Annotated in this window: 14 protein-coding genes and 1 pseudogene; 9 read left to right on the top strand and 6 right to left on the bottom strand. The window is 73.7% G+C overall.

The window, feature by feature from the left end; all coding sequences use genetic code 11:
- The first annotated feature begins 151 nt into the window (after window positions 1-151).
- Both IG05_RS0136330 and IG05_RS0136325 read left to right on the top strand, forming a co-directional pair.
- The gene (locus tag IG05_RS0136330; protein ID WP_030348365.1) at window positions 152-544 is read left to right on the top strand and encodes a PadR family transcriptional regulator; all 393 of its coding nucleotides are present in this window, start codon (window positions 152-154) and stop codon (window positions 542-544) included.
- Complete coding sequence (locus IG05_RS0136325) at window positions 541-1,584, top strand: hypothetical protein (protein ID WP_030348364.1); 1,044 nt, start codon at window positions 541-543, stop codon at window positions 1,582-1,584. The genes IG05_RS0136330 and IG05_RS0136325 overlap by 4 nt, the downstream gene beginning before the upstream one ends.
- Before the next feature lie 57 nt (window positions 1,585-1,641).
- Here the strand turns inward: IG05_RS0136325 and IG05_RS0136320 are convergent, their stop codons facing one another.
- Window positions 1,642-2,607, bottom strand: coding sequence for a DUF1152 domain-containing protein (locus IG05_RS0136320; protein ID WP_030348363.1), 966 nt, complete (start codon window positions 2,605-2,607; stop codon window positions 1,642-1,644).
- A 213-nt stretch (window positions 2,608-2,820) separates the two neighbouring features.
- Between IG05_RS0136320 and IG05_RS42795 the strand changes: the two genes are divergently transcribed.
- From IG05_RS42795 to IG05_RS0136305, 3 genes are all read left to right on the top strand, one after another.
- Window positions 2,821-3,162: an ATP-binding protein gene (locus tag IG05_RS42795; RefSeq protein ID WP_324605043.1), complete on the top strand. Its 342-nt coding sequence runs from the start codon at window positions 2,821-2,823 to the stop codon at window positions 3,160-3,162.
- A gap of 347 nt (window positions 3,163-3,509) precedes the next feature.
- The gene (locus tag IG05_RS0136310; RefSeq protein ID WP_030348362.1) at window positions 3,510-3,944 is read left to right on the top strand and encodes a hypothetical protein; all 435 of its coding nucleotides are present in this window, start codon (window positions 3,510-3,512) and stop codon (window positions 3,942-3,944) included.
- 9 nt (window positions 3,945-3,953) lie between these two features.
- On the top strand, window positions 3,954-4,814 hold the full coding sequence (locus IG05_RS0136305; protein WP_030348361.1) for an alpha/beta fold hydrolase: 861 nt from the start codon (window positions 3,954-3,956) through the stop codon (window positions 4,812-4,814).
- 188 nt (window positions 4,815-5,002) lie between these two features.
- On the opposite strand, the gene IG05_RS0136300 is transcribed toward IG05_RS0136305, so the two are convergent.
- From IG05_RS0136300 to IG05_RS49645, 3 genes are all read right to left on the bottom strand, one after another.
- Entirely contained in the window at window positions 5,003-5,191 is a 189-nt protein-coding gene (locus IG05_RS0136300; RefSeq protein WP_030348360.1) for a hypothetical protein, read from the bottom strand.
- Between the two features lie 356 nt (window positions 5,192-5,547).
- Window positions 5,548-6,912 (bottom strand): FAD-dependent oxidoreductase, encoded by a 1,365-nt coding sequence (locus IG05_RS0136295; protein ID WP_030348359.1) that lies wholly within the window; start codon window positions 6,910-6,912, stop codon window positions 5,548-5,550.
- Window positions 6,913-7,253: 341 nt separating this feature from the next.
- Window positions 7,254-9,053 (bottom strand): C40 family peptidase, encoded by a 1,800-nt coding sequence (locus IG05_RS49645; protein WP_051790643.1) that lies wholly within the window; start codon window positions 9,051-9,053, stop codon window positions 7,254-7,256.
- Between the two features lie 362 nt (window positions 9,054-9,415).
- On the opposite strand from IG05_RS49645, the gene IG05_RS0136285 reads away from it, so the two are divergent.
- The gene (locus tag IG05_RS0136285; protein WP_030348357.1) at window positions 9,416-11,455 is read left to right on the top strand and encodes a DUF1996 domain-containing protein; all 2,040 of its coding nucleotides are present in this window, start codon (window positions 9,416-9,418) and stop codon (window positions 11,453-11,455) included.
- An 81-nt stretch (window positions 11,456-11,536) separates the two neighbouring features.
- Window positions 11,537-12,169, top strand: a complete 633-nt coding sequence (locus IG05_RS0136280) for a GNAT family N-acetyltransferase (RefSeq protein ID WP_030348356.1) — start codon at window positions 11,537-11,539, stop codon at window positions 12,167-12,169.
- A 21-nt stretch (window positions 12,170-12,190) separates the two neighbouring features.
- Here the strand turns inward: IG05_RS0136280 and IG05_RS0136275 are convergent, their stop codons facing one another.
- Together IG05_RS0136275 and IG05_RS0136270 are read right to left on the bottom strand one after the other, a co-directional pair.
- Window positions 12,191-12,913, bottom strand: a complete 723-nt coding sequence (locus IG05_RS0136275) for a lipoprotein (protein WP_030348355.1) — start codon at window positions 12,911-12,913, stop codon at window positions 12,191-12,193.
- Between the two features lie 90 nt (window positions 12,914-13,003).
- On the bottom strand, window positions 13,004-13,663 hold the full coding sequence (locus IG05_RS0136270; RefSeq protein WP_051790641.1) for a class I SAM-dependent methyltransferase: 660 nt from the start codon (window positions 13,661-13,663) through the stop codon (window positions 13,004-13,006).
- 101 nt (window positions 13,664-13,764) lie between these two features.
- Here IG05_RS0136270 and IG05_RS0136265 point away from each other — a divergent pair, with 101 nt between their 5' ends.
- Window positions 13,765-14,223, top strand: coding sequence for a flavodoxin family protein (locus IG05_RS0136265; protein WP_030348353.1), 459 nt, complete (start codon window positions 13,765-13,767; stop codon window positions 14,221-14,223).
- 155 nt (window positions 14,224-14,378) lie between these two features.
- Window positions 14,379-15,234 (top strand): annotated as a pseudogene (locus IG05_RS0136260) (hypothetical protein); the annotation flags it as partial.

The following is a 15,234-nucleotide window of genomic DNA, read 5'->3' as shown; positions in this document are numbered from 1 at the left end:
CCCCGTACGGCGCCCGGAATGTCCGGCGATCGGGGTCCGTCCCGTCCGCTCAGAGGCGGCCCCCGTTCGCCCCGCCCCGGCGCGCCACCGCCCCCCTCCTCTCGATATATATCGGCGGCCTATATATCCTGGCCGCATGACAGCGAAGGGCATGACCCGGGCGGCGTTCTTCGTCCTCACGGCGCTCGCCGACCAGCCGCGGCACGGCTACGGCATCCTGCGCGAGGTGGAGGACCTCTCCGACGGTGAGGTGCAGCTGCGGGTCGGCACGCTGTACGGCGTGCTGGACCGGCTCACCGCGGACGGCCTGATCGTGCTGGACCGGGAGGAAGTGCAGCAGGGCCGGCTGCGGCGCTACTACCGGCTCACCGACGAGGGCGTGGCGGCCCTCGACGCCGAGGCCGAGCGGATGGCCGCGGGCGCCGGGGCCGCCAAGCGGCGCATCGCCGCGGGCCGCGCCGGCGCCCCGGCCCGCCCCACCACCGGCGGCCAGGCCGGCCTCGAACCCCCGACCACGCCCGGACTCGCGGGAGGCTTCGCGTGACCACGCTGCTGGAGACCCGCTACCGCACCGTCCTGCGCCTGCTCCCCGCCTCCTACCGGCGCGACCGGGAGGAGGAGATGGTCGAGACGTACCTGTGGGACGTCGACCGCGACCTTCAGGACCAGAGCCGGCCCACGTTCGGCGAGGTGGCCAGCATCGCCGCGCTCGCCGTGCGCTGCCGGCTCGGCGCCCCCGGCGCACCCCGGCGGTACGCCCTCCTCGGCTCCGCCGTCCGCCTCTTCGCCCTGTCCGCCCTGCTGCTCCAGGCGGCCTGCGCGATCGTCGGCCCGGTCCTGCAGCTGACCTGGTCGTTCACCCACGGGCCGAGCGGGCGGCACATGTTCCTCACCGGGTTCACCGGCCGGGGTACGACCGAGACGGTCGCCGCCGTGCTGACCTGGACGCTGCCCCTGCTGTGGCCGGTGGCCTACTTCGCGCTCCTGCACGACCGCCGCCGCCCGGCCCGCTACGCCGCGCTCGGCGCGGCCCTGCCGGCCCTGTGGCCCCTCGTCCGTGCGATGGGCCCGCCGGCCGGGGACGGCATGGCACCGGGGCTGCCGTGGTACGAGACGTCGGCGGCACTGCTGGCCTGGCTGCCGGCGCTCGCCCTGTGCGCCGCCTACCACCGGGACGCACCCGCGGCCCGCCTGCCCGTGGGCTCGCCGGGACTGGTGCTCCTGGCCGCGTGCGTGGTGACCGGCGGGTCAACGGTGCTGCTGCCGGGCGTCGCGGACCTGGTCTGGGCGCCCGCCACCGGATTCGTCGTGGGCGCCCTCGGCTGGCTGCTGTGGCGCGCCCGGAGGACCGACCGTGCGACCCCCGGGGCCGGCCTCGCCCTGGCCGCGCTCGGCCTGCTCCTCCTCGCGGTCCGGATCGCGGCCCTCTATCCCTGGCTGCACGTTCCCGGAGCCGGTGCGCTGCTCGGCGGCGGCCTCGGCCAGACGGCGGCCCTGGCCGCGCTGACCGTGGCCCTGGCCGTGGTGGGGGGCCGCGACCTCGCCCGCAGCCGGCCGGTTCCGGGCCGTGCGGACGGACGGTGACCGCTCCGTTCGCGGTGTTCCGGTCCGCCGCCGTCCCGGCCGGCCGGCGGTCAGCGGTCAGTGCGGGAACACGCGGGGCGGCCGCTGCCGGGGCAGCTCGTCCCGGAACGCGCTGACGGCGGTGCTGATCTGGCGCATCAGCACCGTGTCCGCCAGCCGGTCCAGGTACAGGTTGGCCTGCGCCAGCGCGGGCAGGTCCACGCAGAAGTACAGCGCCATCAGCGGGTTGACGAACAGTTCGCTGCCGCGGGTGCGTTCGGTGAACCGCACGTCGCCGAAGGCGCCCCGCACCGCCGCGGCGACGGACCCGTGCACGATGCTGGGACGGCTCCCGTGGCAGCGCTGGGCGTGGTCCACGGCGTCCAGGTAGGCGGTCCCCTCGGGACTGTCGCGCGGGAGCGAGAACGCGCCCAGGTAACCGCCCGCGCGGTCCAGCGCGGCCAGGTTCTCCAGCACCAGGGAGTGGTTGACGCCGTGATGGGCGTCCACACCGAAGCCCAGGCAGGCCACCAGCCGGTCCGGCACCTCGTCGAGACCGGCGACGGCGGCCAGGCTCGCCATGTCCTCCTCCGGAGTTCCGAGTCCGTGCTCGTCCCCGCGCATCAGGATGTCCGTGCCGCCGTCCACCAGCACGATCGCGTCCACCCCGCCGAGGTGCGCGAGGAGCGCCCGGTAGGCGGCGCGCAGCGGCCCGACACCGGTGAGGGGGAAGGCGTACACGGTCTCGGGCAGGCCCTGTGCGCGCAGCCACTGTGCGAGCGAGCGCTCGGGGAAGTAGTCGCCGCGCAGCGGGGTGTCGGCCCGGACGGCGGCGACGTCCTCCGCGACCCGGCTGTCCGGGCCCAGGCCGTACAGGTCGGCGAAGGACAGACTGGCCAGGTGCACCTCCTTGCCGGCCGAGCGCAGCGCGAGGGCCAGGGGGAGTCCGGCGTAGACGTCGAAGCCGCCGCCGGCGCCGGCGACCAGCACGCGACGGGCCTCGCGCAGGCGGGTGAAGAACGCGGGTTCGGACAGCGAGAACACCGCAGGACCCTAACAGGGCCGCCCCCGAGGCAGCTTGGGGATTCCCGCCGTACGGACCCGCAGCCGGCCCCGAGTGTCCACAGGCCCGGGGGCCGGCCGCGGCGGTCGTCCACAGGCCCGCACGGCTGTCGGAGCCGTGTGCGCAGGTTCGAATCCTGCCGGGGGCACTCGTCGGTCAGCCAGCCTGAATCAGGCCCTGACCAGGACACACCGTTGAGCGCCGCGCTCACCCTCGCCCCGGAGCCGGACCGTTCCTTCGCGATGTGCTTCACCTCCACGCCCCGCGGAGCCCGTCTCGCCCGCCGCCAGGCGGCCGTCCGCCTGGACGCGTGGGGCATCCCGTGCGGCACCGGTCCCCACGACGCGATCGTGCTGATCGTCGCGGAGCTCACCGCGAACGCCGTGCAGCCCGGGCACGTCCCCGGCCGGGACTTCCACCTCCGCCTCCACGCCGCGCCCGGCGGCCGGGTCGTGCGCGTCGAGGTGACCGACACCCGCACCGAACGCCTTCCCCGCCGTACCGCGGTTCCGGAGGGTGTCGCCGGCGCCGAGTAGGCCGGCCGCGGGCTGCTCCTGGTGTCGCACCTCGCGGCCCGCTGGTCCTGCGCACGCGCGCCCGGACGGACCGGGCGGGACCGTCCGGGCCGAGTACGCGTTCCCGTCGCCTCCCCGGCAGTGAGCCGGGACCCCGCTCACCCCGAGGAGAGGATCCCCGGCGTCGTCACTGCGCCATGCGACGGCTCCGGGGCGGGCGCGCACCCGGATTGCAGGTGGCCGACAGGACGCCCAGGCTGGAAGGAGCGAGGCCGGGAAGCGGTCGTCGGCCGCGCCGTGCGGCGACCGGCCGGTCACCGTGCCGGTGCCCCGGTGTACGGCAGCGGCGACACGTCTCGAGGTGGCACATGACATCAGCGACGACGACCGACGCGGCGGAGGAGTTCCGCCGGCTGAGCGACGACGATCCGGAACTGCGGGCTCACGGCACGTACTACTCGTGCAGCTTCCTGCTGGACATGGCCCCCCACCGGTTCCTCGTGCGGATGCACAAGGGAAAGGTGGAGGAACTGGTCACCGACCCCGAGCCGTTGGCGGCCTACGACTTCGCGATCCGCGCGGACGCGGAGACATGGCAGGGTTTCTGCCAGGAGACGCCTCCGCCGATGTGCCACGGCATCTGGGCGGCCACGTTCCGGCGGGGCATGCGCCTGGAGGGCGACCTGCTCGTGCTCATGCAGAACCTGCGCTGCGTGACCCGGCAGCTGGAGCTGCTGCGCGTCACGGGCCCCCTCGGTCCGGCGGACGAGGCCGGGCCCGCCCCATCCTCTCGTGAGACATAGGAGCTTCCCATGGTCAGCGGCAGGATCTCTCCGGTCACCGGCCACTACGTCACCGTCGACGTGGAGGACGCACAGTACAAGGTGTTCTACCTGGAGAACGGGCAGGGCACGCCTCTGGTGTGCCAGCACACCGCGGGCTGTCACAACCACCAGTGGCGGGGCCTCCTTGAGGACGAGGAGATCACTGGCCGCTATCGGGTGATCGCCTACGACCTCCCCCGGCACGGCAAGTCGGACCCGCCGTCGAACCAGGAGTGGTGGAAGGAGGAGTACCGGCTCACCGCGGACCACTTCACGTCCTTCATCGTCGCCTTCTGCGACGCCCTCGAGCTGCAGGACCCGATCTTCATGGGGTCGTCGTTCGGGGGGAACGTGGCCCTGCAACTCGCCCTGCGGCACCCGGACCGGTTCAAAGCGGTGATCCCCGTCGAGGGCGCGGACTACTCACCCGGCTTCTACCTCGACTGGTGGCAGCATCCCCACGCCAATGCCGCCCAGGTGTGCGCCAGCGGCGTGTGGGACCTCATGGCACCGCAGTCCCCGGAGCAGGACCGCTGGGCCACCTGGTTCTACTACACCCAGGGATCGGAGGCGTTCAAGGGCGACCTGTACTTCTACTCCGTCGACCACGATCTGAGGGACCGGCTGGACGACATCGACGGCGACCGGTGTCCCGTGATCATGCTGACCGGCGAGTACGACTACCTCACCACCCCCGAGGACGGGCGCCGGACCGCGGAGGCCATCCGCGGAGCGGAGTTCATCGAGATGAAGGAGATCGGCCACTTCCCGATGAGCGAGAACCACCCGCGCTTCGCGCAATACCTGGGACAGGCCCTGGAGCGGATCGAGAAGCGGACCGGCTCCTGAGGCCACGGCGTACGTCCCTGCGTCCCGCACCACCCGGTCCATGCCGCCGCTGCCGATGGAGTCGGCCAGCCGGTGCACCCGCGGTCGTACGCATGCCGGCCGGCCCCTTCAACGGCTGGCCACCATCTGGAGGCCCGGACGTCGGCGGGGGCGCTGGAGCAGCGCGAACCGCGTGCCGTCCGGGTCCGTCACCCGGGCCAACGGCCGTGGGCCCCGTCGTGGGCCGGTACGAGGACCTGGCCGCCGAGGCGGGCGAGACGGTCCAGCACGTCGTCCAGGCAGGCCACCTCGAAGTAGGTCAGCCAGTGCGGGCCCAGGTCCCGGGGCAGGGCGCGCCCCAGGCTAGGGGGAGATTGCGTGTTACGCCCACTGATCACGTGGACCGTTGGTGGACGAGGTCTTCAAGTACGCCCAGCCGGATGCCTCTGACCAGCACAGCGGCCGTGGAATCAAGCCCCTGTAGGAGCCGCGTGCCAAGATCGCCGCACGCTCACTCACGATCTGCTGCTTGCGGAAACCCTCCGGTCCACGACCTATGCGCTCTGGGTCAGGTCCCACGACCCGGGGGCCGAGGGCGCCGCCGTCGCCCTGCTCGGCACCGGTACCGCTGCACGAGCTGTTCGCCCGCGCGGCACAGGCGCCTGAACGGCAGGCCCGAACGGCAGACCCGAACGGCGGCGGGGGCCGGCGCACCCGGCGCCGGCCCCCAGGGGCCCGAGGGGGAGGCGGGAGCCTACGCCCCGCTCTCCCGCAGCATGTCCGCACGCTCGACGATCTTCACGCGCTCGCGGCCCTGCGGCTCGCCCAGGGCGCGCTCGGCGGCGTCCAGCCTGTACCAGCCCTCCCAGGTGGTGAAGCGGACGTTCCGCTCGGCGAGGAAGGCCTCCACGGCCTCCGGCTCGGGCGCCGACGGGGTGTGCAGCCGGCCGCCCGCGTGGTCGGCCAGCAGGTTGGCCACCGTCTCGTTGGCGTCGCCCTTGGTGTGCCCGATCAGGCCGACGGGGCCGCGCCGGATCCAGCCGGTGACGTAGGTGGACTGCAGGTGGGCGCCGCCCTCCTCGATGACCCGGCCGCCCTCGTCCGGGACGGTGCCGGAGTCGAGGTCCCAGGGCAGCTTGGGCAGCTTCTCGGAGAGGTAGCCGACCGCGCGGTACACGGCGGTGACGTCCCAGTCCTTGAACTCGCCGGTGCCCTTGACGTTGCCGGTGCCGTCCAGGGCGGTGCGTTCGGTGCGCAGGCCGACGACCTTGCCGTCCTCGCCGAGGATCTCGGCCGGCGACTCGAAGAAGTGCAGGAACAGCTTGTGCGGGCGGTCGCCGACGTCCCGGATCGCCCAGTTCTCCAGGGTCTTCGCGACCATGTCGGCCTGCTTGTTGCCGCGCCGGGTCTCGATCGAGCCCTCGTCGTAGTCGATGTCCTCCGGGTCGACGATGACCTCGATGTTCGGGGAGTGGTCCAGCTCGCGCAGCTCCATCGGGCTGAACTTCGCCTGCGCCGGACCGCGGCGGCCGAAGACGTGGATCTCCACGGCCTTGTTGGACTTCAGGCCGTCGTAGACGTTCGGCGGGATCTCGGTCGGCAGCAGCTCGTCGGCGGTCTTGGCGAGGATGCGGGCGACGTCCAGGGCGACGTTGCCGACGCCGAGCACGGCGACCTTCTCGGCCTCCAGGGGCCAGGTGCGCGGCACGTCGGGGTGGCCGTCGTACCAGGACACGAAGTCGGCGGCGCCGTGGGAACCGTCCAGGTCGATGCCGGGGATGGACAGATCGCGGTCGGCCGTCGCGCCGGTGGAGAAGATCACCGCGTCGTAGAAGGCGCGCAGGTCGTCGAGGCTGATGTCGGCCGGGTAGTCGACGTTGCCGAACAGGCGGACCTGCGGCTTGTCGAGCACCTGGTGCAGGGCGGTGATGATGCCCTTGATGCGAGGGTGGTCGGGCGCGACGCCGTACCGGATCAGGCCGAAGGGGGCGGGCATTCGCTCGAAGAGGTCGATGGACACACCGGGGTCGGCGGCCACCTCGGATTTGAGCAGGGCGTCGGCGGCGTAGATCCCGGCGGGGCCGGCTCCGACGATGGCTACCCGCAGGGGGCGCGGCATGATCAGGTTCCCTTCGAGGCGAATGGGTGACTGATCACGAAGCCTAAACTAAGGCAGACCTTACTTGGTACGCGGGTCCGGTCTATGACCTCATAAGGTGATCTTATGCCTCCCCCAGTCGTGCCTTATCGCCGACGATCGGGGCGGCCGAGGCGATGACGTCGTTCCATGAGACGTCCCGCACCCGACCGGGTCCTGGGTGCCGCCTTCGGCCTCACCCAGGACTACATCGCAGACACCTCGGCATCCGGTTCCGCGTCGGCAACAGCTCCCCGTGGAGGAGACCCCTTCTCGACCACTACGAGAGCATGCGCGCCCGGCGACGCCGCGGCTGACCCCGGTCAGGCCGGCCGGACGATCCGGTGGATGGCCGCCTCGCCGGCACCGTAGACCGACTCCTCGCGGACGGACGACCCCGGCCCCGGGGCGTGGACCATCATGCCGTCGCCGACGTGCAGGCCCACGTGCCGGTCGTCGTCGAAGAAGAGGACCAGGTCACCGGGTTCGATACCGGCGAGCGTCACCGGCGTGCCGGCCAGCGCCTGCTCGTGCGCCGCGCGCGGCAGCGTGACGCCGGCCGCCCGCCAGGCCGCCTGGGTGAGGCTGGAGCAGTCGTACGAGCCCGGTCCCATCGCACCCCAGACACAGGGCTTCCCGATCTGCGCCCGGGCGAACGCGATGGCCTTCGCGGCCCGGAGGGCGCGCGGCGACTCGGGTGCGGGTGCGGCGGCAGGGGCAGCGGCGGGGACGGCGTAGGAACCGGTGTCGGTGAGGGCGGTGAGCGCGGTGAGGGAACCGGTGTCGGTCAAGGAGGCGATGGGCGCGGCCGGCGGAGCGTCCGTGGCCGGCGTCGCCGTCCACTGAGGCTGCCGCCACTGTCCCGTGGCCTCGGCCACGGCGGGTTGCCGCACCTCCTGGGTCCCGGGCGCCCATTCCGGCTGTACCGCGATGCCGGGGAAGCTGGTCCGAGCGGCCCCCAGGGACAGCAGGTCGCGTGCCCTGCCCAGTTTCCACCGGGCGCCGGACTTGGAGGCGGTGGGGGAGAGGCGTCCGGGCACGTCGGTACCGGGCAGCGTCCTGGGCAACTGCGCCGCGGCCCCCGCCGGCACCTGAGCGGTGGCTGTCCCCGGCAGCTGCACCGCGGCCCCCGCCGGCACGTGGGTCGGGGCCGTCGTGGGCAGCGGCACCGCAACCCCCGTCGTTATCTCGACCGGGGCTCCCGTCGGCGCCGGGACCGGGTGCGCCATCGGCAGCGCAGCCCCCGTCGCCACCTGAGCCGACGCTGCCCCCGGCAGCTGCATCGCTGCCCCCGGCAGCAGACCCGGAGCCTCAGGCCGCAAAAGGTCCGCACCTCCCGTCGGCAGCAGACCCGGAGCCTCAGGCCGCGGAAGGTCCGCACCTCCCGTCGGCAGCAGAGCCGCCGTCGCCGACGGGCCCGCGGCTCCCGGTTCTCCCTGGACCGCGGTTGCCCACGGTGCCTGAGCGGCGGCTCCCGGTGCGCCCGGCCCCGCAGCAGCCGGCAGGGCGGCGTAGCTCACCGGGCCGGGCGTGCCCCAGTCGCCCGGTTCCGCCGTACCGGCGCCGGGCAACGCCACCGCATGCCCCGGCAGTTCGGGGCCCGTCGCACCCGGCAGCGCGAACTGCCCGCTCTGCGGGGCCTGCGTGGGCCGGCCCGGCGGGTCCGCCGGTGAGCCGGCCGTCAGTTCGGCCACCGCGCTGGCGCCCCGCTCAAGGGCCTCGGGCCGCTCGGCGGACGGCAGGGCCGGCCGCTCCCCACCCGGAAGGGCGAGGGCGTCCCCGCCGGCGGGGAGTGCCCGGACCTCCCGCTCACCCCCGGACGGACCGCCGGTCCGGCCCCATGAACGCCCGGACGTCACGGGGACGTCGGGAAGCCGGTCGGCGGGCAGTGCGGCCGGGACGGTCGGGCCGAGCTTGGCGCGGGCCGCGTCGAACCACTGCCGGGCGATCTCTTCGAGCCCCGGATCCGGACGCCGGCCCGTCCGCTTGGCCAGCGGGACACCACGGGACCGTGTGCGGGCGGCCATCGCCCGGGTCGCGTTGAAGTTCCCGGTGTCGTTCTCCGCCTGATCGTAGAGGGATGCGATCCGCTGCCGAACCTCGTCGCGGCTCTCCGGCGCCATGGAAGACGTGCTCCTTCCTTGCCCCGCAGGGCAGTTGAGCGGCTCGCCGGGACAGACCCGGGCGGCGGCCTCGCGTCAACCTAGCCAACGTGTGTGGCTCGTGTGAAGGTTGAGGTGTGAAATGTCCGATACATATTCGTGATGTTCGCTGAGACGTTCGGCAGGGAAGGGGCGCGAGCCATGGTTTCCTGTGAGATCCCGGTGAATTCGAGATTCCGTTGAACACGGTGACTCCCGCTCCCGTATGAAGCCGGGGAACTCCATGCCCGACCGGTGCTCACACACAGGGGACGACCTTGGTACGCAACAGCCGCAGACGCCCGACCCGCGCACGACGCGCGACCCTCGCCGCGGTCTCCCTGATGCTGGGCGGCGCCGGGCTCGTGGCGGCGAACGTCTATGCCTCGGCCAGCGAGGGCTGGGGTGACGGTTCCGGTACGGACACCACCGGGCACGTCCGGTCCACGGGCATGGCGACCGTCGACTGCCCCGACGTCGGCGGCCGGCTGACGGCCGTACCGGACGCGGCCCGCGCGGACGTCGACCGTGAACTCGCCCGCCTCGACCAGCAGACGGCGGCGGCCTACCGACAGCTCCAGCAGGCCGGCGGCCCGGACGCCGGCTCCCTCGACGCCACGATCATGCAGCCGTTGAAGGAGCAGCGGTCGGCGTCCATCGGGCGGATAGCCGACGCCATCGACCGGGCGGGGGAGCGTCCGCAGGGCCTGGATTCCCTGGCCGCCTGCACCCTGCGCCCCGGCGACACCGGCCAGGCCACCGGCACGCCGGCGGGTGACGGCGGGCAGGGCGGCGACGCTCAAGGGCAGACCGGCGCGGGGCAGGGGCAGACCGGCACGGGCCAGGGCGGCGCGGGGCAGGGCGGCAACGGGCCCGTCGTCTCCGACTACGCGGACATCACCGCCGTACCGCCCGCCGCACCGGCCCCGCCGCCGCAGGCCGGCGCCTCGCGCGGCACCTTCACCTCCGACTGCGGGGTCAACGCGAACGGCCTGTTCAACTCCGACAACGTCATCGTCGCCCCCGGCGTCTCCAACGGCGCCCACCACTTCCACGACTACGTGGGCAACCAGGCGAACAACGCGTTCGCGAGCGACGATGACCTGGCGCAGGCCGGCACCAGTTGCGTGGACCAGGGTGACAGGTCCACGTACTACTGGCCGGTGCTGCGCCTGCAGAACGGCACCCAGGAGCGGGACGCCGGGGCGCCGGGCGGCGGTACGGAGGGCAACGCGGGCCGGATCGTGACGCCCAAGCAGGTGACGCTGACCTTCGTCGGCAACCCGCTCGGCCAGGTCACGGCCATGCCGCGCCTGCTGCGCATCATCACCGGCGACGCCAAGGCCTTCGTCAACGGCCCCGGCAACGCCAACGCCTCCTGGAGCTGCACCGGTTACGAGGACCGGCAGCTGAAGGACAAGTACCCGCTGTGCCCGCGGGGCAGCGACGTCGTGCGCACCTTCCGGTTCCAGAGCTGCTGGGACGGCCGCAACATCGACAGCGCCAACCACCGGACCCACGTGGCCTTCACCGCCGTCGACGGCTCCTGCCCGGCCGGCTTCCGGCCCATTCCCCAGCTGGTCCAGCGCATCGTCTACGACGTCGACGCGCCGAGCCTCGCGGACGGCGGCCGGACGGTCCCGCTGTTCGCGGTGGACTCCTTCCCGGAACAGCTGCACAAGCCCGTCACCGACCACGGCGACTTCATCAACGTCTTCGACGAGGACCTGATGCGCGAGATGGTCGACTGCATCAACACGGGCCGCACCTGCGGCCCCTCGGCCGGGGACGGCTCCGGTACGACGGCGGCTCCCACCGCGGCTCCCACCGCGAGTCCGGGCTCCGCCGCCCCCGGTGACGGTTCCACCGAACAGCCGGGCGACGGCGGTGCCCAGCAGTCCGGCGACGGTTCCAGTGCGCAGCCCGGTGACGGTTCCGCCGGGCAGCCCGGCCGGAGCGGCGCCTCCGCCTCCGCGCCGCCCGCGGCCTCCCGGTCCGCCGAGGTACCGCGCCACGACGCGACGACCGCACCGGCCCGCACCACCAAGCACGACACGGACGACAAGGCCGCACCGGCCGAGTCCGCCCGTCCCCGTGTCACGCCGGCTCGTTCGGCAGCGGGCCGCCCGACGCCTTCCCCGTCCGCGCCCGTCTCCTCCGCAGCCGTCTCCTCCGCGCCGGTCTCCTCTGTGCCCGCCTCCTCCGCTCCCGGCCAGGTCACCGCGGCGGCCTTCGCTCCGCCGTCGTCCGCGCGCTCCGGATCCCAGGCCGCACAGGGCGGCTTGGCGCAGACGGGAGCCCGGTTGTGGCCCGGGGCGATCGGCACGCTGCTCGCCCTGTCCGGCCTGTTCATGCTCCTGCGGGCCAGGCGCCTGCGCTACTGAACCGTCACAAGGGTGGGGCCGCCGTACCGGCACGGCGGCCCCACCCTTGTGGGAGCGCTCCCAAACCGCCAGGATGCCTGTATGCCGAGCTCTTCCCAGGGCGCCGTGATACGGCCCTACCACCCCGCCGACCGCGACGCCGTGGCCGACGTCTGCGTCCGCACCGCGCACCTGGGGGGCGACTCCCGGGCGATCTACCCCGACCAGCGCCTCATGCCGTCGCTCTTCGCCGAGCCGTACTGCCACTTCGACCCGGACCTCGCCTTCGTCCTGGACGCCGGCACGGGCCGGGCCGTGGGGTACATCGTCGGCACCGCCGACACCGAACGTTTCGTCGAGGACTTCCGGCGGGACTGGATCCCCCGGCTGTCCGACCGTTATCCGGAGCCCGCCGGGCCGCCCCGGACGCCCACCGAGGAGCTGGTCCGGCTCCTGCACCACCCGGAACGGATGCTCGTCCCCGAACTCGCCGGCTACCCGGCCCATCTGCACATCGACCTGCTGCCGGCCTGGCAGAGGCGGGGCTACGGCCGCCGCCTGATGCGCACCTTCCTGGACGCCCTGCACGGACAGGGGGTCCAGGCGGTTCACCTCGGCATGGTGACCGCGAACACCGAGGCCCGCGCGTTCTACGACCGGACCGGCTTCCACCGCATCCCGGTCGCGGACGCCGGGCCGCTCACCTACCTGGGCCGGTCCACGGCACCGGACTGAGCGGGCGCGGGGCGGCCGGCCTCATGCCAGCCGGAGGGTCGCCTTGGCGAGTTCGTACGCGGGCCGCATCTCCTCGTGCTCCTGGGTGTCCATGCCGCCGAGGTGCAGGACGACCGGACCGTCGGGCGTGGCGACCGCGAAGGCGCTCTCCTTCTTGGTCTCGTCCAGGAGCTTGCTCGTGTAGAGGTACTCCACCTCGACGGCGTCGACGCCGCCGCCGGTCTTGAAGGAGTGGTACTTCGGTTTGCTGACGTTGTCCTCGGCGGCGACGAACGCGCGCAGCACACCGGCCGTGTCCGTGTCGCCGGGCTTGCCGGTCCACACGCGCAGGAAGCCGATGTTGCCGGCCGGCTTGGCGTCGATCTCGCAGGCCGCGGTGACCGGTCCCTGGCGGAGGAAGGCGTCGGCGAGGGCCCCGTTCAGGTCGCCGTCCTCGCCCTCCCCGCCCTTCGAGGACTTGGACAGCTCCTTGCCGGCGTCGACGGACTCGGGCTTCCAGTGCCTGGCGAGGGCGAAGCTGACGGGCAGTTCGCAGGCCGAGCCGGCCGCGCCGACCGTGCCGCCGCGTGCCGCAGCCGGGCTCTTCGCACCCGCGCCCCCGGCCGCCCCGCCCGCGGCGTCCGCCGAGGCGCCCGCGGCCTTCTTGCCGTCGCCGTCCGCCGAGCCCGCGCAGCCGCCGAGCAGTGCGGCGAGCGCCGCCGCCGCGACCACACGGCCCCCCACGGTCCCCACACTGACCTGCACCGTCGCCTCCCCTTCGGTTCCGAGCCGTCACTGTAACCGAGGGCACCGACAACGCCGAACGGGAATACGGCTCACCGCCCGGGGGCCGTGTCACCGCGCCGCACGCCGGGCGAGGACGAACAGATGCGGCTCGGGCACGGCCTCGGGATGGGCCGGGGTGAACACCTCGTGCTCCTCGGACAGCACCGTCAGGCCCGCCCCGGACACCAGCCCGGTGAACGCCTCCGCGGCGAAGCTCGTCACCCGCACCGGCTGACCCATGAAGACACCCTCGACGTCCTCCACGTCCAGGGGCACGGTGGCCAGCGCGACCAGTCCGCCGGGCCGCACCGCCCGGGCCAGCTTCGCCACCACCGCGGCCTGTTCGGCGCGGGTCATCTGGAGCAGCGAGAAGTAGGCGCACGCGGCGTCGAAGGAGGCCTCCGGCACCGTCGCCTCTCGGATGTCGGCGAGCCGGAACTCGGCGCCGGGCACCTGCCGGGCGGCCAGCTCGACCATGACCGGGGAGACATCGACGCCGACCACCCGGTGACCGGCCTCGGCCAGTGTCCCCGCGGTCGGCCGTCCCGTCCCGCTGCCCACGTCCAGCACCCTGCTGCCGGGCGCCAGCAGCTCCAGCAGCCGGCCGAGCGACGCCCGGTGCGGTGCGGAGCCGGCGAACGCCCGCTCGTAGTCCAGCCCCAGCGCGTCGAACACCACGGCGGCCGGTGCCCGGCGCTCCTCCTCGGTCCGGTGGTCCTCCTCGGTCACCACGACTCCTCCCGCCACCCCCGGCGGCGTGCCCCTCGCGACGCCGCCGCGGCCCGCCCGCCGTTTGCCACGGGTGGCGGACGCACGGCAGGGTGCCGCTTGTGCCTACCCTGCTGATCGTCCATCACACCCCCTCGCCGCACTGCCAGGCCCTGTTCGAGGCCGTCGTGTCGGGCGCGACGACACCGGACATCGAGGGCGTCCGCGTCGTACGCCGGGCGGCCCTGTCGGCCACCGCCTCCGACGTGCTGGAAGCCGACGGCTACCTGCTCGGCACGCCCGCCAACCTCGGTTACATGTCCGGCGCCCTCAAGCACTTCTTCGACCAGATCTACTACCCCTGCCTGGACGAGACCCGGGGCCGCCCCTTCGGCTACTACGTGCACGGCGGCAACGACGTCACCGGCGCCGTCCGCGCCGTCGACTCCGTCACCACCGGCCTCGGCTGGCGCCGGGCGGCCGAGCCGGTGACCGTCACCGGTGAGCCGGGCAAGGCCGGCATCGAGGCCTGCTGGGAACTGGGGGCCACGCTCGCGGCGGGCCTGATGCCCGGCAGCTGAGCGGTCGCGCGGCCACCGGAGTGATCTTCGTACGGTTGCGTCCGGTGCCCGGCGTGTGCCGAAGCCCGCCCGCAGACCGCCCTGTTAGTCCTTTTCGTGTGTTCATAGGATTGTTAGGGAGGTGCTGGCGAGCCCTCGGGACACGTCTTCCCGCCGTGTTGCCGCTGCTCATGGCCGCCTACGGCGGACCGGCGCAGCGTGCCGTCGCCGACGGCGCCGGGTCCGAGGGGCTGGACCTCCGGGTCGCCGTCGACACCAGACCGGGTACGGAGGCGACCAGCCCCGGCATCCGCGTGGGCCGCCCGCTGGTGAAGACGTACCGCCTCATCAACCGCACCGGGGCCGACCTGTACGACGTGCGGGTGAACGACCCGGGCCTCCCGGACGCCGACATCCGCTGCCCCGGCGGCGGCGACCACCTTCCGATGCTCCGTGGCCTGGACTCGGCGACCTGCACCGCGTGGGCCACCGCCCGGCCGGGCACCTGGATCGCCGACGTCACCGCCGTCGGCCGCATTCCCTCCCTCGGCACGGAGTCCCGGGCCGCCGCCCGTTCCGGATACGCCGGCGTCGGCGGGCACCTGGAGCTGACCGAGACGGTGACGACCGGCGCCGGAACCCCGGACCGGTTCCTGACCCTCGGCCGCGCCACCGTCTTCTACGACGTGACCAACACCGGTGACCGCACGGTGTTCGACCTCCGGCTCACCGACCCCGTCCTCCAGCCGCCCGCCATCGTCTGTGCGTCCGGCGGCGACGTCGTCCCGAGCCTGGAACCGGGCGGCTCGGCGCGCTGCGTCGCGACCGTGGAGCGGCTCCCGGGCTGGTACCTCAGCGAGGGGAAGGTGACGGGCAGCGACCGGCTCAAGACGCTGCGGCCCGACGGCTGTCCGGAGTGGCCGCCGCTGCTCAAGGCCCACGCGACCGGCGAGTTCGAGCTGCACGAGCCACCCCCACCGCCCCCGCCTCCGGCGCCCGTACCGCTGCCCCCGCCCCCGGCCCCCGTACCGC

Source organism: Streptomyces sp. NRRL S-1022, from assembly GCF_000720135.1.
In the GTDB taxonomy this organism is placed as follows: domain Bacteria; phylum Actinomycetota; class Actinomycetes; order Streptomycetales; family Streptomycetaceae; genus Streptomyces.
Note: the sequence above shows the minus strand (reverse complement) of the source record. Positions and strands in the feature narration are given on the sequence as shown.

What these genes read in the sequence shown, in the direction of transcription:
- IG05_RS0136330 (WP_030348365.1), top strand. Translation starts at nt 152, where the DNA reads ATGACCCGGGCGGCGTTCTTCGTCCTCACGGCGCTCGCCGACCAGCCG.
- IG05_RS0136310 (WP_030348362.1), top strand. Translation starts at nt 3,510, where the DNA reads ATGACATCAGCGACGACGACCGACGCGGCGGAGGAGTTCCGCCGGCTG.
- IG05_RS0136305 (WP_030348361.1), top strand. Translation starts at nt 3,954, where the DNA reads ATGGTCAGCGGCAGGATCTCTCCGGTCACCGGCCACTACGTCACCGTC.
- IG05_RS0136295 (WP_030348359.1), bottom strand. Translation starts at nt 6,912, where the DNA reads ATGCCGCGCCCCCTGCGGGTAGCCATCGTCGGAGCCGGCCCCGCCGGG.
- IG05_RS49645 (WP_051790643.1), bottom strand. Translation starts at nt 9,053, where the DNA reads ATGGCGCCGGAGAGCCGCGACGAGGTTCGGCAGCGGATCGCATCCCTC.
- IG05_RS0136285 (WP_030348357.1), top strand. Translation starts at nt 9,416, where the DNA reads ATGCTGGGCGGCGCCGGGCTCGTGGCGGCGAACGTCTATGCCTCGGCC.
- IG05_RS0136280 (WP_030348356.1), top strand. Translation starts at nt 11,537, where the DNA reads ATGCCGAGCTCTTCCCAGGGCGCCGTGATACGGCCCTACCACCCCGCC.